The organism is Streptococcus toyakuensis (assembly GCF_024346585.1).
In the GTDB taxonomy this organism is placed as follows: Bacteria; Bacillota; Bacilli; order Lactobacillales; family Streptococcaceae; genus Streptococcus; species Streptococcus toyakuensis.
In genome coordinates this window covers 1,359,551-1,379,429 of record NZ_AP024523.1, presented here as the reverse complement: position 1 = coordinate 1,379,429, position 19,879 = coordinate 1,359,551, and the positions used below count along the sequence as shown (strand labels likewise).

At 40.9% G+C, this 19,879-nt stretch carries 23 protein-coding genes, 1 tRNA gene and 1 other RNA gene; 16 read left to right on the top strand and 9 right to left on the bottom strand.

What is annotated here, in order from left to right; genetic code table 11:
• Positions 1-81: 81 nt before the first annotated feature.
• The gene (gene glyS / locus STYK_RS07115; RefSeq protein ID WP_261804780.1) at positions 82-2,118 is read left to right on the top strand and encodes a glycine--tRNA ligase subunit beta; all 2,037 of its coding nucleotides are present in this window, start codon (positions 82-84) and stop codon (positions 2,116-2,118) included.
• A gap of 42 nt (positions 2,119-2,160) precedes the next feature.
• Positions 2,161-2,418 (top strand): DUF896 family protein, encoded by a 258-nt coding sequence (locus tag STYK_RS07110; RefSeq protein WP_000371299.1) that lies wholly within the window; start codon positions 2,161-2,163, stop codon positions 2,416-2,418.
• A 221-nt stretch (positions 2,419-2,639) separates the two neighbouring features.
• On the opposite strand, the gene STYK_RS07105 is transcribed toward STYK_RS07110, so the two are convergent.
• From STYK_RS07105 to STYK_RS07095, 3 genes are read right to left on the bottom strand one after another with little or no spacing between them, the layout of a single operon-like run.
• Positions 2,640-3,884: an NAD(P)H-dependent oxidoreductase gene (locus STYK_RS07105; protein ID WP_261804779.1), complete on the bottom strand. Its 1,245-nt coding sequence runs from the start codon at positions 3,882-3,884 to the stop codon at positions 2,640-2,642.
• An 18-nt stretch (positions 3,885-3,902) separates the two neighbouring features.
• Positions 3,903-4,508 carry an NADPH-dependent FMN reductase gene (locus tag STYK_RS07100; RefSeq protein ID WP_000915951.1) on the bottom strand — a complete coding sequence of 202 codons (606 nt, stop codon included), beginning with the start codon at positions 4,506-4,508 and terminating at the stop codon, positions 3,903-3,905.
• 59 nt (positions 4,509-4,567) lie between these two features.
• Positions 4,568-5,491: an FAD:protein FMN transferase gene (locus STYK_RS07095; protein ID WP_004256850.1), complete on the bottom strand. Its 924-nt coding sequence runs from the start codon at positions 5,489-5,491 to the stop codon at positions 4,568-4,570.
• Positions 5,492-5,799: 308 nt separating this feature from the next.
• Here STYK_RS07095 and nox point away from each other — a divergent pair, with 308 nt between their 5' ends.
• From nox to pdxT, 3 genes are all read left to right on the top strand, one after another.
• On the top strand, positions 5,800-7,179 hold the full coding sequence (nox, locus tag STYK_RS07090; RefSeq protein WP_261804778.1) for a H2O-forming NADH oxidase: 1,380 nt from the start codon (positions 5,800-5,802) through the stop codon (positions 7,177-7,179).
• Between the two features lie 303 nt (positions 7,180-7,482).
• Positions 7,483-8,358, top strand: coding sequence for a pyridoxal 5'-phosphate synthase lyase subunit PdxS (gene pdxS / locus STYK_RS07085; protein ID WP_000138517.1), 876 nt, complete (start codon positions 7,483-7,485; stop codon positions 8,356-8,358).
• A complete protein-coding gene (gene pdxT, locus STYK_RS07080) occupies positions 8,359-8,940 on the top strand; it encodes a pyridoxal 5'-phosphate synthase glutaminase subunit PdxT (protein WP_261804777.1) in 582 nt (193 codons plus the stop codon).
• 20 nt (positions 8,941-8,960) lie between these two features.
• Here the strand turns inward: pdxT and trhA are convergent, their stop codons facing one another.
• Both trhA and STYK_RS07070 read right to left on the bottom strand, forming a co-directional pair.
• Positions 8,961-9,608 (bottom strand): PAQR family membrane homeostasis protein TrhA, encoded by a 648-nt coding sequence (gene trhA / locus STYK_RS07075; protein ID WP_049509562.1) that lies wholly within the window; start codon positions 9,606-9,608, stop codon positions 8,961-8,963.
• Positions 9,605-10,051, bottom strand: coding sequence for a DUF1836 domain-containing protein (locus STYK_RS07070; RefSeq protein ID WP_112444184.1), 447 nt, complete (start codon positions 10,049-10,051; stop codon positions 9,605-9,607). The genes trhA and STYK_RS07070 overlap by 4 nt, the downstream gene beginning before the upstream one ends.
• A gap of 134 nt (positions 10,052-10,185) precedes the next feature.
• On the opposite strand from STYK_RS07070, the gene STYK_RS07065 reads away from it, so the two are divergent.
• From STYK_RS07065 to trxB, 7 genes are all read left to right on the top strand, one after another.
• Positions 10,186-10,680 (top strand): GNAT family N-acetyltransferase, encoded by a 495-nt coding sequence (locus STYK_RS07065; RefSeq protein ID WP_112444182.1) that lies wholly within the window; start codon positions 10,186-10,188, stop codon positions 10,678-10,680.
• The gene (locus tag STYK_RS07060; RefSeq protein WP_050971675.1) at positions 10,680-11,198 is read left to right on the top strand and encodes a methylated-DNA--[protein]-cysteine S-methyltransferase; all 519 of its coding nucleotides are present in this window, start codon (positions 10,680-10,682) and stop codon (positions 11,196-11,198) included. The genes STYK_RS07065 and STYK_RS07060 overlap by 1 nt, the downstream gene beginning before the upstream one ends.
• 5 nt (positions 11,199-11,203) lie before the next feature.
• Positions 11,204-11,560: an arsenate reductase family protein gene (locus STYK_RS07055; protein ID WP_000889091.1), complete on the top strand. Its 357-nt coding sequence runs from the start codon at positions 11,204-11,206 to the stop codon at positions 11,558-11,560.
• 157 nt (positions 11,561-11,717) lie between these two features.
• Positions 11,718-12,518 carry an amino acid ABC transporter permease gene (locus tag STYK_RS07050; RefSeq protein WP_049532415.1) on the top strand — a complete coding sequence of 267 codons (801 nt, stop codon included), beginning with the start codon at positions 11,718-11,720 and terminating at the stop codon, positions 12,516-12,518.
• Positions 12,518-13,261, top strand: coding sequence for an amino acid ABC transporter ATP-binding protein (locus STYK_RS07045; RefSeq protein ID WP_261804776.1), 744 nt, complete (start codon positions 12,518-12,520; stop codon positions 13,259-13,261). The genes STYK_RS07050 and STYK_RS07045 overlap by 1 nt, the downstream gene beginning before the upstream one ends.
• Positions 13,262-13,338: 77 nt before the next feature.
• Positions 13,339-13,563 carry a DUF4059 family protein gene (locus STYK_RS07040; protein ID WP_000926599.1) on the top strand — a complete coding sequence of 75 codons (225 nt, stop codon included), beginning with the start codon at positions 13,339-13,341 and terminating at the stop codon, positions 13,561-13,563.
• A gap of 65 nt (positions 13,564-13,628) precedes the next feature.
• Positions 13,629-14,540, top strand: a complete 912-nt coding sequence (gene trxB, locus STYK_RS07035; RefSeq protein WP_261804775.1) for a thioredoxin-disulfide reductase — start codon at positions 13,629-13,631, stop codon at positions 14,538-14,540.
• Positions 14,541-14,591: 51 nt separating this feature from the next.
• On the opposite strand, the gene STYK_RS07030 is transcribed toward trxB, so the two are convergent.
• From STYK_RS07030 to def, 3 genes are read right to left on the bottom strand one after another with little or no spacing between them, the layout of a single operon-like run.
• Complete coding sequence (locus tag STYK_RS07030; RefSeq protein WP_261804774.1) at positions 14,592-14,738, bottom strand: hypothetical protein; 147 nt, start codon at positions 14,736-14,738, stop codon at positions 14,592-14,594.
• A gap of 48 nt (positions 14,739-14,786) precedes the next feature.
• Positions 14,787-15,515, bottom strand: coding sequence for a 23S rRNA (guanosine(2251)-2'-O)-methyltransferase RlmB (rlmB, locus tag STYK_RS07025; protein ID WP_061759749.1), 729 nt, complete (start codon positions 15,513-15,515; stop codon positions 14,787-14,789).
• Positions 15,516-15,559: 44 nt separating this feature from the next.
• Complete coding sequence (gene def / locus STYK_RS07020; RefSeq protein ID WP_261804773.1) at positions 15,560-16,171, bottom strand: peptide deformylase; 612 nt, start codon at positions 16,169-16,171, stop codon at positions 15,560-15,562.
• Positions 16,172-16,345: 174 nt separating this feature from the next.
• Here def and STYK_RS07015 point away from each other — a divergent pair, with 174 nt between their 5' ends.
• From STYK_RS07015 to ssrA, 4 genes are all read left to right on the top strand, one after another.
• Positions 16,346-17,665 carry a CapA family protein gene (locus STYK_RS07015; RefSeq protein ID WP_315972264.1) on the top strand — a complete coding sequence of 440 codons (1,320 nt, stop codon included), beginning with the start codon at positions 16,346-16,348 and terminating at the stop codon, positions 17,663-17,665.
• Between the two features lie 21 nt (positions 17,666-17,686).
• Entirely contained in the window at positions 17,687-18,514 is an 828-nt protein-coding gene (locus STYK_RS07010; RefSeq protein WP_261804772.1) for an HAD family hydrolase, read from the top strand.
• Between the two features lies 1 nt (position 18,515).
• The gene (locus STYK_RS07005; RefSeq protein WP_261804771.1) at positions 18,516-19,151 is read left to right on the top strand and encodes an SGNH/GDSL hydrolase family protein; all 636 of its coding nucleotides are present in this window, start codon (positions 18,516-18,518) and stop codon (positions 19,149-19,151) included.
• Positions 19,152-19,211: 60 nt separating this feature from the next.
• Positions 19,212-19,559: a transfer-messenger RNA gene (gene ssrA / locus STYK_RS07000) on the top strand.
• 186 nt (positions 19,560-19,745) lie between these two features.
• On the opposite strand, the gene STYK_RS06995 is transcribed toward ssrA, so the two are convergent.
• Positions 19,746-19,833, bottom strand: a tRNA-Ser gene (locus tag STYK_RS06995).
• Positions 19,834-19,879: the final 46 nt, after the last annotated feature.

Below are 19,879 nucleotides of genomic sequence, written 5' to 3'. Positions count from 1 at the left end.
TGAAACAATGAAGTTGGTTGCTTGCGTGCCAATCACATAAGGCAAACTGGAAAATAAAAAGATACTTTTCGGAGAAAAAACATGACAAAAAACTTATTAGTAGAACTCGGTCTTGAAGAATTACCAGCCTATGTTGTCACACCAAGTGAAAAACAACTAGGCGAAAAAATGGCAGCCTTCCTCAAGGAAAACCGCCTGTCTTTTGAAGCCATTCAAACCTTCTCAACACCACGTCGTTTGGCTGTTCGTGTGACTGGTCTTGCAGACAAGCAATCTGATTTGACAGAAGATTTCAAGGGTCCAGCAAAGAAAATTGCCTTGGATAGTGATGGAAACTTCACCAAAGCAGCTCAAGGATTTGTCCGTGGAAAAGGTTTGACGGTTGAAGATATTGAATTCCGTGAAATCAAGGGTGAAGAATATGTCTATGTCACTAAGGAAGAAGTTGGTCAAGCAGTTGAAGCTATTGTTCCTGGTGTTGTCGATGTTTTGAAGTCATTGACTTTCCCTGTCAGCATGCACTGGGCTGGAAATAGCTTTGAATACATTCGTCCTGTTCACACTTTAACTGTTCTTTTAGATGAAGAAGAGTTTGACTTGGATTTCCTTGATATCAAGGGAGGTCGTGTGAGCCGTGGTCATCGTTTCTTGGGACAAGAAACTGAGATTCAGTCAGCATTGAGCTATGAAGAAGACCTTCGTGCACAGTATGTAATTGCAGATCCACGTGAACGTGAGCAAATGATTGTTGACCAAATCAAGGAAATTGAGGCGAAACATGGTGTACGCATCGAAATTGATGCTGATTTGCTTAATGAAGTCTTGAACTTGGTTGAATACCCAACTGCCTTTATGGGAAGTTTTGATGCCAAATACCTTGAAGTTCCAGAAGAAGTTTTGGTGACTTCGATGAAGGGACACCAACGTTACTTTGTTGTTCGTGATCAAGATGGCAACCTCTTGCCAAACTTCATTTCTGTCCGTAACGGAAACGCAGAGCATTTGGAAAATGTCATCAAAGGAAATGAAAAAGTCTTGGTAGCTCGTTTGGAAGACGGAGAATTCTTCTGGCGTGAAGACCAAAAATTGGTTATTTCAGACCTTGTTGAAAAATTAAACAATGTAACCTTCCATGAGAAAATTGGTTCCCTTCGTGAACACATGATTCGTACGGGTCAAATCGCTGTACTTTTGGCAGAAAAAGCTGGTTTGTCAGTGGATGAAACAGTTGACCTTGCTCGTGCAGCAGCCATTTACAAGTTTGACTTGTTGACAGGTATGGTTGGCGAATTTGACGAGCTCCAAGGTATTATGGGTGAGAAATATGCCCTTCTTTCTGGTGAAACTCCAGCAGTTGCAGCTGCTATTCGTGAACACTACATGCCTACATCAGCCGAAGGAGAACTTCCAGAGAGCAAGGTTGGAGCCATTCTAGCCATTGCAGACAAATTGGATACGATTTTGAGTTTCTTCTCAGTAGGTTTGATTCCATCAGGTTCTAATGACCCTTATGCCCTTCGTCGTGCGACCCAAGGTGTGGTTCGTATCTTGGATGCTTTTGGTTGGCGCATTGCTATGGATGAGCTGATTGATAGCCTTTATGCATTAACATTTGACAGCTTGACTTATGAAAATAAGGCAGAGGTTATGGACTTTATCAAGGCTCGTGTTGATAAGATCATGGGCTCTACTCCAAAAGATATCAAGGAAGCCATTCTTGCAGGATCGAACTTTGTTGTGGCGGATATGTTGGAAGCAGCAAGTGCTCTCGTAGAAGCAAGCAAGGAAGAAGACTTTAAACCATCTGTCGAATCACTTTCTCGTGCCTTTAACTTGGCTGAGAAGGCAGAAGGAGTTGCTACAGTTGATTCAGCTCTCTTTGAGAATGAAGAAGAGAAAGCATTGGCAGAAGCAGTAGAATCACTCGTTTTATCAGGTACTGCCAGTCAGCAATTGAAACAACTTTTTGCTCTTAGCCCAGTTATTGATTCTTTCTTTGAAAATACTATGGTTATGGCCGAAGATCAGGCTGTCCGTCAAAATCGTTTGGCAATCTTGTCTCATTTAACTCAAAAAGCAGCTAAGCTTGCTCGTTTTAACCAAATTAACACTAAATAAAATTTGATAAACGGACTTTATCTTATCACAAAGGAGAGAAACATGGATCCTAAAAAAATTGATCGTATTAACGAGCTTGCCAAAAAGAAAAAAACAGAAGGCTTGACACCAGAAGAAAAAGTTGAACAAGCCAAACTACGTGAGGAGTACATCGAAGGGTACCGTCGCACTGTTCGTCACCACATCGAAGGGATCAAAATTGTGGACGAAGAAGGCAACGATGTGACACCAGAGAAACTACGTCAAGTCCAACGTGAAAAAGGGTTACATGGCCGTAGTCTCGATGATCCAAATTCATAATAATACTCTTCGAAAATCAAATTCAAACCACGTCAGCTTCACCTTGCCGTACTCAAGTACAGCCTGCGGCTAGCTTCCTAGTTTGCTCTTTGATTTTCATTGAGTATAAATATTCTTTCTTTTAACAAAGATAGATGAAATAATAATCAAAAGACTAGCAGATACAAACTGCTAGTCTTTTTTGGTTAAAAAAGGAACCAATTTGGTTCCTAAAACTACTATTAGTTGCTTGCTCCAGATGTAGCGTCTGCACCACCACCGTGGCCTCCAGCCTCACCTGCATCAGAAGCTCCAGATGTAGCATCTGCATCACCGTGACCATGTCCGCCAGCAGGAGCTGCAGCATTTCCACCAACTAGACGTTGACCAGTTGTATTGAGGTACCAATCAAGCCATGGTTGGAAGTTGAAGACTATTTCATTGATACCAGCGTATGATCCATCAGGATAGTACATAGCTTGATAGTTGTGAGTGTTGATAACCCCTGCAGGAGATCCAGGAACGATTGTACGAACATATTCTTGATCACCATTACGCAGTACACCGACAACCCATTCAACATTTTTCATACGTCCACCGGGAAGTGAGTTATGGACAGTTGAGAGACGGTTACCAGATTGAGATGGTACACGTTTAGCAAACATGGTGTTTGGATCTTGGTGAACATTATTGTAGTATAAGAATTGGTTGTTATCATCTGCAAATGTCAATTCAAATGGCATTGCTTTCAAGAACATATCGATTTGGTTAACAGTTAAGATACCATGATCTAGTTTGACATAGGTATCACCTGAAACCGCACCAGTAATTTCAGCAACTTTTTCAACCCATTCTGGATCATCGGGATCAACTTCTGTGATTGTGGTAGCAATTGGTCTGCCACAATCCAAATCTTCTGGTTCAATTGGTTTTGGTTTTTTCAATTTTGAAACAACTCCTACATATTTTACAAAATTATCCAAGCAAGTTTCAAGGAAATTAATAGTTCCTTCATTTGTGATATTCCCATTAATATCAAAGGCTTCTTTAGCTTTACCGAGAAGGAATTCATTTCCTGGAAGTGTGTAGGCATTGACACCTGGGGCATCAAGAATCTTACGAAGGTGAACTTGGGCACGAGAAGTACCTTGGTCGTAGTAAGAAGCTCCCACAATCATGACTGGTTTGTTTTCAAATGGATGAACCTCGTATGAAAGCCATTCAAGAACTGATTTAAGAGAAGCTGAGATTGTGTGGTTGTGCTCAGGAGTAGCAATAATGACACCATCAGCACGCGTAATTCTGTTATACAAGAGACGCAATTGGAAGCTTTCGTCCCATTTTTCGTCTTGGTTAAACATTGGAACTTCATCAATTTCGAGAACTTCTAATTCAAATTTGAGTTTGAAGTGACGACGGATGAATTCCAAGAGTTTACGGTTATATGATTGATCGTAGTTTGATCCTACAAGTCCAACAAATTTCATTCTTTTTGGTCTCCTATCTTACAAATTTTCCCAGTCAAAGTCTTCAGCATCTTTGCGAAGTAGGGCTTGTGCGTTGCGCAATTTTTCTGTGATTTTTACAAAGATACGGAAGTCGTCAAAAGTGGCATCCAATTTTTTAATAACATCAAGATCCACTAGGTCTCCACTTGGGTTGAAGGCTTGAAGAGAGTGTGAAAGCAAGAATTCATCTGGAAGGACACTTGCTTTAATTTCTGGAGCATTCAAGATTTGACGAAGTTGTAATTGGGCACGTGATGAACCAAGTGTACCGTAAGAGGCACCTGTAATCATGATTGGTTTGTTCAAAAGTGGATAGATACCATAAGACAACCAAGCAAGAGCGCTCATCAAAACAGCTGGGATAGAGTGGTCATACTCAGGAGTACCAATAATAACGCCATCTGCCTCTTCAATTTTAGCAGCAATTTCTAGGATTTCAGCAGGTACTTGCTTGTCAGCTGGTTTGTTGAAGACAGGAATGTCTTTAATTTCAACAAGTTCAATTTCAGCTTTTTCAGCAAAGTGTTTTTGCATGTATTGAAGCAATTGGCGGTTTGTAGAACGTTTTGAATTTGTTCCAACAATAGCAATAAGTTTTAACATGAGATTTCCTTTCTCTTTTTACATAATACAATTTTAAAACTCCATTGAAACATTTGTTTCTATAGAGTAGGAATTCCTGAAGAACAGCTTAGGTGACCTTCCTTATCGATGAGGATAGCTTCGATGCCCTCCAAACTTTCGACTTGCCAGAGGATAGAAGCAGGTCTTTCTCCAAATAGACGAGTTGTCCAGATTTCACCATCAACTGATTTATCAGAGATGATTGTTAGACTCGCTAGTTCCGTTTCAACAGGATATCCTGTTTGGCTGTCAAAAATATGATGGTAATCTTTTCCATCGACAGTCAGGTGACGTTCATAAATGCCTGAAGTCACGACAGATTTATTGACAACAGGGATGGTCATTAAGTGATTTCCCCTCGGATTGGCTGGGTCTTGAATCCCAATTTGCCAAGGCTGATCCCCTCTTGCCTGATTTTTTCCAATAGTCAGGATATTCCCTCCCAGATTGATCAAGGCAGATGTCACTCCCTCTTTTCTCAGAAATTGAGCAACTTTATCCGCACTATAACCCTTGGCTAAACAACCTAGGTCTATCTTCATTCCTTTCTGTTTTAGAAACACAGTAGAAGTAGAAGAATCTAACTCGATATAATGAGGATTGATTAAAGGGAGAATTGATTCGATTTCTTGAGGCTGGGCAACTTTGGCATCTGAAAAACCGATACGCCAGGTTTGAATCAAGGGACCAATGCTGATATTGAGATGGCTAGATGGCGCTAGGCTATGCTCTAATCCAAGTGAAATCAGTTCGAACAGGTCTGGATGAACCTTGACGGGGGCTATTCCAGCTTGATGATTGATTTCCATCAACTCAGATTCTTGGCTATTGGCATTGAAGCGGTATTCGAGCTCTCTGAGTAAATCAAAGGATTTCTGGATCAAGCTATCGGCTCGCTCATCTACTAATGAAATAGTGATAGTAGTCCCCATTAGCCGTTCGGAATGTGAACTAAGAGGCAAGCTACCAACTCCTTTCTTTTATGAAAAGAAGACTGAAATATAGTAAATTTATATTAAATTTAACCCCTTACATTTTCTTTTCATGATACTAGCATACCATAAAGTCAGCGTTTTCACAAATAAAATTTGTAAACTTGTCAAGAAATATGCTCAGAAAATAAAGAGTAATTGTAAGAAAGACTGATAAAATACAGATTATTTACATTTTTTTACAAAAAAAACGGGAAAATTAGCTAAACTCTTGTAAACGCTAACAGTAAATGTTATACTAGAAGAGTAAATTTTAAATTAAAGGTAGGAATTTTTCTATGAGTAAAATCGTTGTAGTTGGTGCTAACCACGCTGGTACAGCATGTATTAATACTATGTTGGATAATTTTGGTAATGAGAACGAAATCGTTGTATTCGACCAAAACTCTAACATCTCTTTCCTAGGTTGTGGAATGGCCCTTTGGATCGGTGAACAAATTGACGGTGCTGAAGGCTTGTTCTATTCTGATAAAGAAAAATTGGAAGCTAAAGGTGCTAAGGTTTACATGAATTCACCAGTTCTTTCAATCGACTATGATAACAAAGTAGTTACAGCAGAAGTTGAAGGTAAAGAACACAAAGAGTCTTATGATAAATTGATCTTTGCAACTGGTTCAACTCCAATCTTGCCTCCAATCGAAGGTGTTGAAATCGTTAAGGGCAACCGCGAATTCAAAGCAACTCTTGAAAATGTACAATTTGTTAAATTGTACCAAAACGCTGAAGAAGTTATTGAAAAACTTGAAGATAAGAGCAAGCACCTTGAGCGCATTGCCGTTGTTGGTGGTGGTTACATCGGTGTAGAACTTGCCGAAGCTTTCGAGCGTCTTGGAAAAGAAGTAGTGCTTGTAGATATTGTAGACACTGTCTTGAACGGCTACTATGACAAAGACTTTACTCAAATGATGGCGAAGAACTTGGAAGACCACAACATCCGCTTGGCTCTTGGTCAAACAGTTAAAGCCATCCAAGGTGATGGAAAAGTTGAACGCTTGGTAACAGACAAAGAAACATTTGATGTAGATATGGTAGTTCTTGCTGTTGGTTTCCGTCCAAACACAGCTCTTGCTGACGGAAAGATTGAACTCTTCCGTAACGGTGCCTTCCTTGTAGATAAGAAACAAGAAACATCTATCCCAGGTGTATACGCTGTTGGTGACTGTGCAACTGTTTATGACAATGCTCGTAAAGATACTAGCTACATCGCTCTTGCATCTAACGCTGTACGTACTGGTATCGTTGGTGCTTACAATGCTTGTGGACATGAATTGGAAGGAATTGGTGTACAAGGATCAAACGGTATTTCTATCTACGGTCTTCACATGGTTTCGACTGGTTTGACTCTTGAAAAAGCCAAAGCTGCAGGCTATAATGCAACTGAAACTGGCTTTAACGATCTTCAAAAACCAGAATTTATCAAACATGACAACCACGAAGTTGCCATCAAGATTGTTTTTGATAAAGACAGCCGCGAAATCCTTGGTGCACAAATGGTTTCACATGATGCAGCTATCAGTATGGGAATCCACATGTTCTCACTTGCTATCCAAGAGCATGTAACAATCGATAAATTGGCCTTGACAGATCTCTTCTTCTTGCCACACTTTAACAAACCATACAATTACATTACAATGGCTGCACTTACAGCTGAAAAATAAAAATTGACGAGCTATCTGGCCTTAGGTTAAGGTCAGATAGTTTTTTAGTTATACTCTTCGAAAATCAAATTCAAACCACGTCAGCTTCGCCTTACCGTATATATGTTACTGACTTCGTCAGTTCTATCTACAACCTCAAAGCAGTGCTTTGAGCAACCTGCGGCTAGCTTCCTAGTTTGCTCTTTGATTTTCATTGAGTATCAATCTGTACCCATACAATTATCCTTTTTTTATCTTGTACTTCATTCTAATCTGGCTTAAAATGAAATGGTAGCTACCAATACAAATGATGAGGATTAAGAAATGACTGAAAATCGTTATGAACTAAATAAAAACTTGGCACAGATGCTCAAAGGTGGGGTTATCATGGACGTTCAAAACCCTGAACAGGCCCGCATTGCAGAAGCTGCTGGTGCGGCTGCTGTTATGGCCTTGGAGCGGATTCCAGCTGATATCCGTGCAGCTGGTGGTGTTTCCCGTATGAGTGATCCAAAGATGATTAAGGAAATCCAAGAAGCGGTTAGTATTCCAGTAATGGCCAAGGTCAGAATCGGGCATTTTGTTGAAGCTCAGATTTTAGAGGCTATTGAGATTGACTATATCGATGAGAGTGAAGTTTTATCTCCAGCAGACGACCGTTTCCATGTGGACAAAAAAGAATTCCAAGTTCCTTTTGTCTGTGGGGCTAAGGATTTGGGGGAAGCCTTGCGTCGTATCGCTGAAGGTGCTTCTATGATTCGTACCAAAGGAGAACCGGGTACGGGGGATATCGTCCAAGCTGTTCGTCATATGCGTATGATGAATCAGGAAATTCGCCGTATTCAAAACTTACGAGAGGACGAACTTTATGTTGCTGCTAAGGACTTGCAGGTACCTGTAGAATTGGTTCAATACGTCCATGAACATGGAAAATTGCCAGTTGTAAACTTTGCGGCTGGAGGCGTTGCAACGCCAGCAGATGCTGCGTTGATGATGCAATTAGGGGCAGAGGGTGTCTTTGTCGGTTCAGGTATTTTTAAGTCAGGAGATCCTGTTAAACGAGCGAGTGCCATTGTCAAAGCGGTAACTAACTTCCGTAATCCTCAAATCCTAGCTCAAATCTCTGAAGATCTAGGCGAAGCCATGGTTGGTATTAATGAAAATGAAATTCAAATTCTCATGGCAGAGCGAGGAAAATAGATGAAAATCGGAATATTGGCCTTGCAAGGGGCCTTTGCAGAACATGCAAAAGTGCTAGATCGATTAGGTGTCGAGAGTGTTGAAATCAGAAATTTAGAAGATTTTCAGAAACATCAGAGTGATTTGTCGGGTTTGATATTACCTGGTGGGGAATCTACAACCATGGGCAAGCTCTTACGTGAGCAGGACATGCTGATTCCCATTCGAGAAGCCATTCTATCTGGTTTACCAGCCTTTGGAACCTGTGCAGGCTTGATTTTGCTGGCTAAAGAAATTACTTCTCAGGAAGAGAGTCATCTAGGAACTATGGATATGGTGGTCGAGCGAAATGCCTACGGACGCCAACTAGGAAGTTTCTATACGGAAGCAGAATGTAAGGGAGTCGGTCAGATTCCAATGCCCTTTATTCGTGGTCCAATTATCACTAGTGTTGGAGAGGGTGTAGAAATTCTAGCAACAGTTGATAATCAAATCGTTGCAGCCCAAGAAAAAAATATGTTTGTAACTTCTTTTCATCCAGAATTGACTGATGATGTGCGCTTGCACCAGTACTTTATCAATATGTGTAAAGAAAAAAGTTGAGATTGAATTTCTCAACTTTTTTACATGTAATAAACAATGGCGATGTATTGGAGTGCGGACGCAGCTAGGATAAAGAGATGCCAAATCATGTGGAAATAAGGTTTTTTCTTGGCATAAAATCCAGCTCCAACTGTATAAGAAAGTCCGCCAGTTACCATGAGGCTCCAAAAGATTGGTGTTGTTTGACTGATAATGGCAGGAATGATAGCCAGAACCAACCAGCCCATAATCAGGTAAAGAGCAAGGCTGAATTTCTCATTGACCTTTTTAGCAAAGATTTTATAGAGAATACCAAAGATGGTCGTTCCCCATTGGATGGCAATAATTAGATAGCCAAACCAGTTATTCATCAAGGTTAAGACGACTGGCGTATAAGAGCCTGCGATAGCCACATAAATCATCGAATGGTCGATGATTCTCAAGACGTATTTGTGGGTTGAACCGTAGGCCATAGAGTGGTAAATGGTGGATGATAGGAACATGAGAAAGAGACTGATGACGAAAATGGAAACGCCGATAGAGGATAAAAATCCGTGTGCTTCATAACTATAGGTGGATGAAATAGGGAGCAAGATGAGCATGATGACTGCCCCCACAGCATGGGTCACGCTATTAGCAATCTCCTCTCCAAAACTGAGTTGTTTGCTGAGTTTAAGACTAGTGTTCATCGGCTTACCTCCTCTTGAGTATGATGGATTAAGTCTAGAGTTTGATGATAGAGTTTAACTGTTTGGCAGCTACTTTGGATAATAGGGTTTGCTGGGTCAATCTCTTGGTTCATGTAATCTACAAAGGCGTCGTAGAGTTGCTCTGAACTAGCCTGACTTTGTAGAGTATTCAGTGTCTGGGCTATTTCTTGAATAGAAAATACAGACTTGAGGGTTGTGATAGCAATCAGACGGGCAATCTGTTGGCGTTGGTATTTTTTCTTGTCAGGCTTTGTAAGATAACCATGTTTGACATAGTTATTGACCATGGATGCTGTTAGCCCCTTATCTTTATCTGGAGAGACAGGAGCGCAGACCTGATTGACATAGAGCAAAACCTGGTCCAGATAGAGGTCAATGTTTGGAATTTCTGCCCATTTTGGGTAGGAAAAGGTAGTTTTCATTTTAAACTCCTTATAATCTAGTTTTAATAACTAGATTATAAAATAATAAAAACAGAAAGTCAAGTTTTAACTGCTTGTGAAAAGGCTTGAATTATGCTATGATGGGAGAAACTAGTCAGAAATGAGGAGAAAAGATGGAGATTCGTTTAGCTTTTCCAAATGAAGTAGATACCATCATGCAGGTGATGGAGGAAGCCAAGAAATGTTTAGCAGATGCTGGTAGTGACCAGTGGCAAAATGGTTATCCAAATGCGGACATTATTATCGATGATATTATCTCAGGTCAAGCCTACGTAGCCTTGGAAGAGGGAGAACTACTAGCCTATGCAGCTGTGACCAAAAGTCCAGAGGCAGCCTATGAAGCTATTTATGAAGGAAAATGGCAAGCTGGAGAGTCAGAGTACCTAGTCTTTCACCGTATTGCTGTGGCAGCAGATGTGCAGGGACAAGGAGTTGCTCAAACCTTCTTAGAGGGCTTGATTGAAGGATTTGATTATCTAGATTTTCGCTCAGATACGCATGTTGCAAACAAGGTCATGCAACATATTTTTGCAAAACTTGGTTTTAGACAAGTTGGTAAGGTGCCGGTTGATGGCGAACGCCTGGCCTATCAAAAATTGAAGAAATAATGAAAAAGAAGTACGCAAAAATGCTCTACTTTTCGCCAATAGGAACCTTGTCTTTGGTTGCCGACGAGCAATATCTGTATGGCGTTTGGGTGCAGGAGCAGAAGCATTTTGAGAGGGGACTAGGAGATGAGACGATAGAAGCAGTTGTTAGTCATCCCATTTTAGACCCAGTTATTGCTTGCTTAGATGCTTACTTTAAAGGCAAGTCTCAGGATTTATCCGACTTGCCCTTGGCTCCAATCGGAACGGATTTTGAAAAGCGAGTTTGGTCCTATTTACAGGAAATTCCTTATGGTCATACAGTGACCTATGGACAAATAGCCCAAGAGCTACAAGTGGATTCTGCTCAAGCAATTGGCGGAGCGGTGGGACGCAATCCGTGGTCTGTTCTAGTACCTTGTCATCGTGTGCTGGGAGCAGGCAAGCGTCTGACAGGTTATGCTGCAGGAGTGGAAAAGAAAGCCTGGCTCTTGGATTATGAAGGCGTAGATTTTAAAGATATAAATAATAGAAAGTGAAAGACATGTTAGAATTTATCGAATACCCAAAATGTTCAACTTGTAAAAAAGCAAAACAAGAATTAAACCAACTCGGTGTGGACTACAAAGCCGTCCATATCGTGGAAGAAACACCTAGTCAAGAAGTCATTTTAAACTGGCTAGAGACTTCAGGTTTTGAGTTGAAGCAATTTTTCAACACCAGTGGGATCAAATACCGTGAATTAGGGCTGAAAGATAAGGTAGGAAGCCTGTCAAACCAAGAAGCAGCTGAGTTACTAGCAAGCGACGGTATGTTGTTAAAACGGCCCATTTTAGTAGAAAACGGGACTGTTAAGCAAATCGGTTATCGAAAAGCTTATGAAGAATTGGGATTGAAATAGTTTTTACTTATCTCTTTGATAGATAAAATATATAACCTCCCTGTTTCAAAGTATGATAAACTAGTAGGTAGACAAAGTCTGTATCTGACCGTAGCAAATAATTTCATTGACGGCAGAAGTATGGTAGAATGAATCATTATCAGGAGAGGATGTTTTTATGAATGTTACAACGATTTTAGCATCAGATTGGTACCAAAACTTGATGCAATTGATTCCGGATGGCAAGCTGTTTAGCCTGCGTTCGGTCTTTGATGGGATTCCAAGAATTGTCCAACAACTTCCAACAACGATTATGTTGACAATTGGTGGTGCCTTTTTTGGCTTGGTTTTGGCGCTTCTTTTTGCCATTGTGAAAATCAATCGTGTCAAGATTCTATATCCCTTGCAGGCCTTCTTCGTTAGTTTCTTAAAAGGGACACCGATTTTGGTGCAACTCATGTTGACCTACTACGGAATTCCTTTGGCTTTGAAAGCTCTCAATCAGCAATGGGGAACTGGTTTCAATATCAATGCCATTCCAGCGGCTGTTTTTGCGATTGTCGCCTTTGCCTTTAATGAGGCAGCTTATGCTAGTGAAACCATTCGTGCAGCCATTCTCTCAGTCAATCCTGGTGAGATTGAGGCGGCACGTAGTTTGGGGATGACCCGAGCGCAAGTTTATCGTCGAGTGATTATTCCAAATGCAGCTGTTGTGGCGACTCCAACTTTAATCAATTCCCTAATCGGCTTGACCAAAGGGACTTCTCTAGCCTTCAGTGCGGGTGTTGTGGAAGTCTTTGCCCAAGCTCAGATTTTGGGTGGAGCTGACTACCGCTATTTTGAACGCTTCATCTCCGTTGCTCTTGTTTATTGGGTAGTCAATATCGGAATTGAAAGCCTCGGTCGTTTCATCGAGAGAAAAATGGCTATTTCTGCACCGGATACAGTGCAAACAGATGTGAAAGGAGACCTTCGTTAATGATTAAGATTTCGAATTTAAGCAAATCCTTTTCAGGACAGACTGTCTTGGATCATCTGAATTTGGATATCCAAAAAGGAGAAGTCGTAGCCTTGATTGGTTCTTCAGGAGCTGGAAAATCAACCTTCCTTCGCAATCTCAATTATCTTGAAACACCTGACAGTGGCTCTATTCAGATTGATGATTTTTCAGTTGATTTTTCTAAAATCACTCAAGAAGAAATCCTTGCCCTACGCCGCAAGCTGTCTATGGTATTTCAACAGTTTAATTTGTTTGAACGCCGCACGGCACTTGATAATGTGAAAGAAGGTTTGGTTGTTGTCAAGAAATTATCTGACCAAGAAGCAACCAAGATTGCCAAGGAAGAGTTGGCTAAGGTTGGACTTTCTGACCGAGAGAACCATTATCCTCGTCATTTATCAGGTGGACAGAAGCAACGGGTTGCCTTGGCGCGTGCGCTTGCTATGAAACCAGATGTCTTGCTCTTAGATGAACCAACTTCAGCCCTTGACCCAGAATTGGTCGGTGAAGTAGAGAAGTCTATTGCAGATGCTGCTAAGTCAGGTCAGACCATGATTTTGGTCAGTCATGACATGTCCTTTGTAGCCCAAGTAGCTGATAAGATTCTCTTCTTAGATAAGGGGAAAATCATTGAGTCTGGAACACCGGATGAGATTATCCACCATCCTAAAGAAGAGCGGACAAAAGAATTCTTTGCTAGTTACAAACGGACTTATATTTGATATAATAGATAAAGGAAAACTCAGTTAGCTGGACTAGCTGAGTTTACTCTTTAAAAAAGATAGAAATGAGAGAAATCATGCTACTGCAACTATTTTCTTTATATTTCGAGAGTTTGATCTTGACCACCATCCTCGTCCTGATTTTTTTAGGGATTTGGATTGGACTAAGAGCCATGTCGGGAGTTGATAAGACAGCCAAGGCTCGCCAAGCCCATCTCTATGATATGATTATGATTGGAGTCTTGGTTGTTCCAGTATTATCCTTTGCGGTTATGAGTTTAATTCTTGTTTTCAAGGCATAATCCTTGCTTGATTGACAAGAAAGAGTTAGAATAAAGATAGTTACAACAAGAAAGAAGGAATCTATATGTACGATACTATTATTATCGGTGCTGGTCCTGCAGGAATGACTGCAGCCTTGTATGCTGCTCGAAGCAATCTCAAAGTAGGCTTGATTGAAGGTGGTCTACCAGGTGGTCAGATGAATAATACCTCCGATATCGAAAATTACCCAGGGTACGCTAATATCAGTGGTCCAGAATTGGCTGAAAAGATGTTTGAACCACTTGAAAATCTTGGTGTTGAGCACATTTATGGTTATGTTGAAAATGTAGAAGACCATGGTGATTTTAAGAAAGTGATTACTGATGACCAAACATATGAAACACGTACAGTTATCGTAGCAACTGGTTCTAAACACCGTCCTTTGGGAGTACCTGGAGAAGAAGAACTGAACAGTCGTGGTGTTTCCTACTGTGCCGTGTGTGATGGTGCTTTCTTCCGTGACCAAGATTTGTTGGTAGTTGGTGGTGGAGATTCGGCTGTCGAAGAAGCTATCTTCTTGACTCGCTTTGCAAAGACTGTTACCATTGTTCACCGTCGTGACCAACTTCGTGCCCAAAAGGTTTTACAAGACCGCGCTTTTGCGAATGAGAAAATCAGCTTTATCTGGGATTCTGTAGTCAAGGAAATAAGGGGTGAAAACCGAGTAGAATCGGTCGTCTTTGAAAATGTGAAAACAGGTCAAGTGACAGAGCAAGCCTTTGGTGGTGTCTTTATCTATGTTGGTTTGGACCCTGTTAGCGATTTTGTTAAAGAATTAAATATCCAAGATCAGGCAGGTTGGATTGTGACAGATAACCACATGAAAACTGCAGTTGACGGTATTTTTGCAGTTGGAGATGTTCGCTTGAAAGACCTTCGCCAAGTAACAACAGCAGTTGGAGATGGAGCAATCGCTGGCCAAGAAGCCTACAAGTTTATCACCGAACATAGTTAATACACTTCGAAAATCTCTTCAAACCACGTCAGCTTCGCCTTGCCGTATATATCATAGGTATAGGTAACTGACTTCGTCAGTCTTATCCACAACCTCAAAACCGTGTTTTGAGCTGACTTCATCAGTCTTATCTACAACCTCAAAGCAGTGCTTTGAGGTGTCTATGGCTAGCTTCCTAGTTTGCTCTTTGATTTTCATTGAGTATAATCATAAAAAAGTTTCCAATCAGATGACTGGAAACTTTTTTTATAGTCTATTTCGGAAAACTTCGTACATGAGAATGGCTGCAGCAACACTGGCATTGAGACTTTGAACATGTCCATTCATCGGAATGGTAATCATCTCATCGACCTGTTTTTTGATGTTGCTAGAGATACCTTTTCCTTCATTTCCGATGATGAGGGCGATTTTCCCTTTTGTATTCCACTTGTGGCAAGGAGTACCATTCATATCTGTTCCAAAGGTCCAGAACCCTTCATCCTTGAGTTTGTCTAGAGTTTGGCTTAAATTGGTCACTCGGGCAATTGGAACGTGTTCAATAGCACCTGTGGCCGTTTTGGCAACGACAGGAGTAACTCCGACAGCACGGTGCTTGGGAATGATGACACCTGAAACGTTGGTCGCATCAGCTGTTCTCAAGATGGAACCTAGATTATGAGGGTCAGTTAACCCATCCAGAATCAAGAGAAGTGGATTTTCTTCTTGGCGTGTTTTGGCAAGGATGTGATCCAGCTCGGTATAGGCAAATTCGGACACTCGTAGAACAAAACCTTGGTGAACAGCACCTTCGGTCATCTCAGAGAGAGATTTTTTTGAGGTCCAAGAAATGGATACCTTCTTTTCTGTAGCCAGCTCCTTGACTTTCTCAACATTCTTACCTCGGAGATCTTCTTGGAGGTAGAGTTTGTTGCCGGTATTTGCAAGTAGGGCTTCGGTAACGGCGTGGACGCCATAGACAATATCATTTGTTTTCATGCCTCTATTATAACACAAAACCCCGTCTTGCAACGGGATTTTCTTTATTCTAGAATTAGTAAACCATCTTTAACTGCAAATGGGACTTTTTCATTGATACGATCGTAAAACATGATTCCGTTAATGTGGTCAATTTCATGCTGAACAACGATGGAGTTATAGCCTTTAAGTTTGATGCGGTGTTTTTCGCCATCCTTGTCAAAGTAGTCAACAGTAACGCGAGCATGGCGAACTACATAACCAGGCACATTACGGTCAACAGATAGGCAACCTTCTCCTTCGCCAAGAGCAGCGTCTTGAACAGAGTGAGAGACGATTTTTGGATTATACATAATGGCTTGTAAGTCGTAGGCTTCCTGTGGAGTTTCTCCTTCTTCAACAATATTAGGTACCAAAACAGCGATAATGCGTTTTGAGATATCCAATTGAGGAGCAGCAAGTCCAACCCCACCGCGGAGCCCCATCTTTTCAGCCATGACAGGATCTTGGGAATGTTTGAGGAATTGCATCATCTTTTCGCCAAGAATGATTTCCTGGTCAGACAAGGGGAAAGTAACTTCCTCAGCAACTGCGCGAAGAGTCGGATTCCCCTCGCGGATAATATCGTTCATATCAATTAAGTGAGCAGCTTTTGTAATACGTTCTATAGCAGACATTTTCTCTCCTTTCATTACTTCTACATTATATCACAAAATGACAAGGATTGAAAGCATTACGGCATCGAGCTTTTATAGAAAATGCCTACTAGGTTCAATTCAATTGTGAAAGAATTACTTATCTGTGATATAATAAAAAGAGAAGGCTTGCATTAGAAAGTAGGGAGAATGAAGATGAAAAGAAGACAAGATAGACATAAACGTGGACCAGTTTTTCGTTTTGTGAAAGGTTTAGTCAACTTTTTTAGACGTTATCGTAAGTGGAGCAACAAGGGATTTGTGGCGATACTCTTGCTAGCTGTTGCTTTATCAATGGGTTTGGTCTTGTTGTTTGAAAGCTTCCAAGGCATGCCTATGACCAGTCAAAAACGAGATACTATTTCTCAAGAAGGAACTAAGAAAAAGTCTCAGGACCAGGAAGACGAAAAAACTGCTAGAATTATGGCTCATGGTGATTTGCTTTATCATGATATTCTTTACTTTTCAGCAAAAAAGGATGATGGAACGTATGATTTTCATGAGAATTTTGAGTATGTTACTCCTTGGCTTAAGCAAGCAGACTTAGCTATTGGTGACTTTGAAGGAACCATTAATAAGGATCATTATTTAGCAGGTTATCCTCTCTTTAATGCTCCTGCTGAAGTTATGGATGCCATTAAGGATGCAGGTTATCATGTTCTAGATTTGGCTCATAATCACATTTTGGATTCGCAAATTGAGGGGGTTATTTCAACGGCCGATATTATTGAGAAGGCTGGAATCACTCCAATCGGAGTTTATACGCACGAGCCACGTGATCAGGCTCCGCTGGTCATTAAGGAAGTGAATGGTATCAAGGTTGCACTTTTGGCTTATTCTTATGGATTTAATGGAATTGAGCAAAATATTTCTCAAGAGGATTATAATCGTTATCTTTCAGATTTAAACGAAGATAAGATGAAGGCTGAAATTGAACGAGCGGAAAAGGAAGCGGATATCACCATTATCATGCCTCAGATGGGTGTTGAGTATCGATTGGAACCAACTGAAGAACAAAAAGTTCTTTATCACAAGATGATTGATTGGGGAGCGGATATTATCTTTGGAGGGCATCCTCACGTTGTGGAACCATCTGAAACGGTTGAAAAAGATGGAGAAAAGAAACTCATTATCTATTCAATGGGGAACTTCATTTCCAATCAACGGATTGAATCTATGGGAGATGAAGAGAATGCTAAGTGGACTGAACGTGGTGTTCTTATGGACGTGACCATTAAGAAGAAGGATGGAAAAACAACTATCGGAACAGCTAAAGCTCATCCTACTTGGGTCAATCGAACACCAAAGGGAACCTTTTCACCAGAAGGCTATCCTTTATATCATTACCAAACCTATATCTTAGAAGATTTTATCGAGGGTGGTAGTCATCGTGACCAGTTAGACGAAGCGACTAAGGAACGAATTGATACAGCCTACAAAGAAATGAACGAACATGTGGGATTGAAGTGGGATTAGTTTGAATCCAGAGGAAATGAAATGACGATTAAAGTAATTGCGACAGATATGGATGGGACCTTGCTGGATGCTAGAGGTCAGCTTGATCTTCCACGCTTGGAAAAGATTTTAGATCAGTTGGATCAAAGGGGGATTCGTTTTGTCATCGCGACGGGCAATGAAATTCACCGCATGAGGCAACTACTGGAGCACTTGGTCGATCGAGTGGTTCTGGTTGTTGCTAACGGTGCTCGTATTTTTGAAAACAATGAATTGATTCAGGCTCAGACTTGGGATGATGCCATTGTTGACAAGGCTTTGGCTCATTTCAAGGGTCGAGCGTGTCAGGACCAGTTTGTTGTAACGGGGATGAAGGGTGGTTTCGTCAAGGAAGGTACTATTTTTACAGACCTTGAAAGTTTTATGACTCCAGAAATGATTGAAAAATTCTACCAACGGATGCAGTTTGTGGATGAATTAACCTCTGACCTCTTTGGTGGTGTGCTCAAGATGAGTATGGTTGTTGGTGAGGAACGTTTGAATTCGGTTTTGGAAGAAATCAATGCTCTCTTTGATGGCCGTGTCCGAGCTGTATCGAGTGGCTATGGTTGCATTGATATCCTTCAAGCTGGGATTCATAAAGCATGGGGCTTGGAAGAATTACTCAAGCGTTGGAACTTGAACCCCCAACAAATTATGGCTTTTGGTGATAGTGAAAATGATGTTGAAATGCTTGAAATAGCTGGAATTGCCTATGCGATGGAAAATGCTGATGACAAAGCCAAAGCTGTTGCGACGGCTCTAGCACCGGCTAACAGCCAAGGAGGAGTTTATCAAGTCTTGGAAAACTGGTTAGAAAAAGGAGAATGAAGTGGCAGTACAGTTATTAGAAAATTGGTTACTAAAGGAACAAGAAAAAATCCAAACCAAGTATCGTCACTTAAATCAGGTTTCTGTTCTAGAGCCAGACATTCTTTTTATTGGGGATTCCATTGTCGAATATTATCCTCTGCAGGAACTATTTGGGACTTCGAAGACGATTGTCAATCGAGGCATTCGAGGGTATCAGACAGGGCTGTTACTAGAGAACCTTGATGCGCATCTGTACGGTGGAGCAGTAGATAAAATTGTCCTTTTAATTGGGACAAATGATATCGGAAAAGATGTGCCTGTGAATGAGGCTCTCAATAATCTCGAAGCTATCATACAATCCATTGCTCGTGATTATCCACTGACCGAGATTAAATTACTTTCCATTTTGCCAGTCAATGAGGGAGAGAAATACAAGCAGACCGTTTATATCCGAACCAATGAAAAGATTAGAGAATGGAATCAAGCCTATGAGGCTCTAGCATCCGCTTATATGCAAGTAGATTTTGTGCCTGTTTATGATAGTTTGACAGATACAGAAGGACAACTCAAAAAAGACTATACAACAGATGGCCTCCATCTAAGTGTAGCCGGTTATCAAGTCTTATCGGAAGCCTTAAAAGGGGTTCTTTTCTAAAGAGGTGGCTTGATTTTGCATTTTTCATGAAGATAGGTTATAATGGTTCTATTGTCTTTTGGGGTCGTTACGGATTCGACAGGCATTATGAGGCATATTTTGCGACTCGTGTGGCGACGTAAACGCTCAGTTAAATATAACTGCAAAAAATAACACTTCTTACGCTCTAGCTGCCTAAAAACCAGCAGGCGTGACCCGATTTGGATTGCTCGTGTTCAATGACAGGTCTTATGATTAGCGAGATACGATCAAGTCTTGTCTAGCGGCTTGATAAGAGATTGATAGACTCGCGGTTTCTAGGCTTGAGTTATGTGTCGAGGGACTGTTAAACGAATACATAACCTATGGTTGTAGACAAATATGTTAGCAGATGTTTGGACGTGGGTTCGACTCCCACCGGCTCCATTATTCCTTTGCATTCTTTTGCAAAACTTGGTAAAACGTTGTTAAATCAACGTTTTTTATTTTTGTCTTTGGTATTCCTTGGTATTCTTTTGCGAAAAAGGCAGACCCTAAAACAGACCCTATTATTAAAAAAGGGATACAAAAAGGATACAACATTTGTTGCATCCTAGAAATAATTTTTCTTTTCTACGGAAGACATGGGATTCGAACCCACGCACGCTGTTACACGCCTACCGCGTTTCCAACACGGCCTCTTAAGCCTCTTGAGTAATCTTCCAATGCTTACTCAAATAGTCTACCATAAAGGCTCTTATCTTGCAATA

Excerpts from the sequence above, each read along its gene's own strand:
- STYK_RS07015 (WP_315972264.1), top strand. The coding sequence starts at position 16,346 with ATGAAAAGAAGACAAGATAGACATAAACGTGGACCAGTTTTTCGTTTT.
- STYK_RS07100 (WP_000915951.1), bottom strand. The coding sequence starts at position 4,508 with ATGTTAAAACTTATTGCTATTGTTGGAACAAATTCAAAACGTTCTACA.
- def (WP_261804773.1), bottom strand. The coding sequence starts at position 16,171 with ATGTCTGCTATAGAACGTATTACAAAAGCTGCTCACTTAATTGATATG.
- glyS (WP_261804780.1), top strand. The coding sequence starts at position 82 with ATGACAAAAAACTTATTAGTAGAACTCGGTCTTGAAGAATTACCAGCC.
- trhA (WP_049509562.1), bottom strand. The coding sequence starts at position 9,608 with ATGAACACTAGTCTTAAACTCAGCAAACAACTCAGTTTTGGAGAGGAG.
- STYK_RS07030 (WP_261804774.1), bottom strand. The coding sequence starts at position 14,738 with ATGAAAATCAAAGAGCAAACTAGGAAGCTAGCCATAGACACCTCAAAG.
- STYK_RS07010 (WP_261804772.1), top strand. The coding sequence starts at position 17,687 with ATGACGATTAAAGTAATTGCGACAGATATGGATGGGACCTTGCTGGAT.
- STYK_RS07060 (WP_050971675.1), top strand. The coding sequence starts at position 10,680 with ATGAAAAAGAAGTACGCAAAAATGCTCTACTTTTCGCCAATAGGAACC.
- STYK_RS07110 (WP_000371299.1), top strand. The coding sequence starts at position 2,161 with ATGGATCCTAAAAAAATTGATCGTATTAACGAGCTTGCCAAAAAGAAA.
- STYK_RS07070 (WP_112444184.1), bottom strand. The coding sequence starts at position 10,051 with ATGAAAACTACCTTTTCCTACCCAAAATGGGCAGAAATTCCAAACATT.
- STYK_RS07055 (WP_000889091.1), top strand. The coding sequence starts at position 11,204 with ATGTTAGAATTTATCGAATACCCAAAATGTTCAACTTGTAAAAAAGCA.
- pdxS (WP_000138517.1), top strand. The coding sequence starts at position 7,483 with ATGACTGAAAATCGTTATGAACTAAATAAAAACTTGGCACAGATGCTC.
- trxB (WP_261804775.1), top strand. The coding sequence starts at position 13,629 with ATGTACGATACTATTATTATCGGTGCTGGTCCTGCAGGAATGACTGCA.
- STYK_RS07065 (WP_112444182.1), top strand. The coding sequence starts at position 10,186 with ATGGAGATTCGTTTAGCTTTTCCAAATGAAGTAGATACCATCATGCAG.
- nox (WP_261804778.1), top strand. The coding sequence starts at position 5,800 with ATGAGTAAAATCGTTGTAGTTGGTGCTAACCACGCTGGTACAGCATGT.
- STYK_RS07045 (WP_261804776.1), top strand. The coding sequence starts at position 12,518 with ATGATTAAGATTTCGAATTTAAGCAAATCCTTTTCAGGACAGACTGTC.
- STYK_RS07105 (WP_261804779.1), bottom strand. The coding sequence starts at position 3,884 with ATGAAATTTGTTGGACTTGTAGGATCAAACTACGATCAATCATATAAC.
- rlmB (WP_061759749.1), bottom strand. The coding sequence starts at position 15,515 with ATGAAAACAAATGATATTGTCTATGGCGTCCACGCCGTTACCGAAGCC.
- STYK_RS07040 (WP_000926599.1), top strand. The coding sequence starts at position 13,339 with ATGCTACTGCAACTATTTTCTTTATATTTCGAGAGTTTGATCTTGACC.
- pdxT (WP_261804777.1), top strand. The coding sequence starts at position 8,359 with ATGAAAATCGGAATATTGGCCTTGCAAGGGGCCTTTGCAGAACATGCA.
- STYK_RS07050 (WP_049532415.1), top strand. The coding sequence starts at position 11,718 with ATGAATGTTACAACGATTTTAGCATCAGATTGGTACCAAAACTTGATG.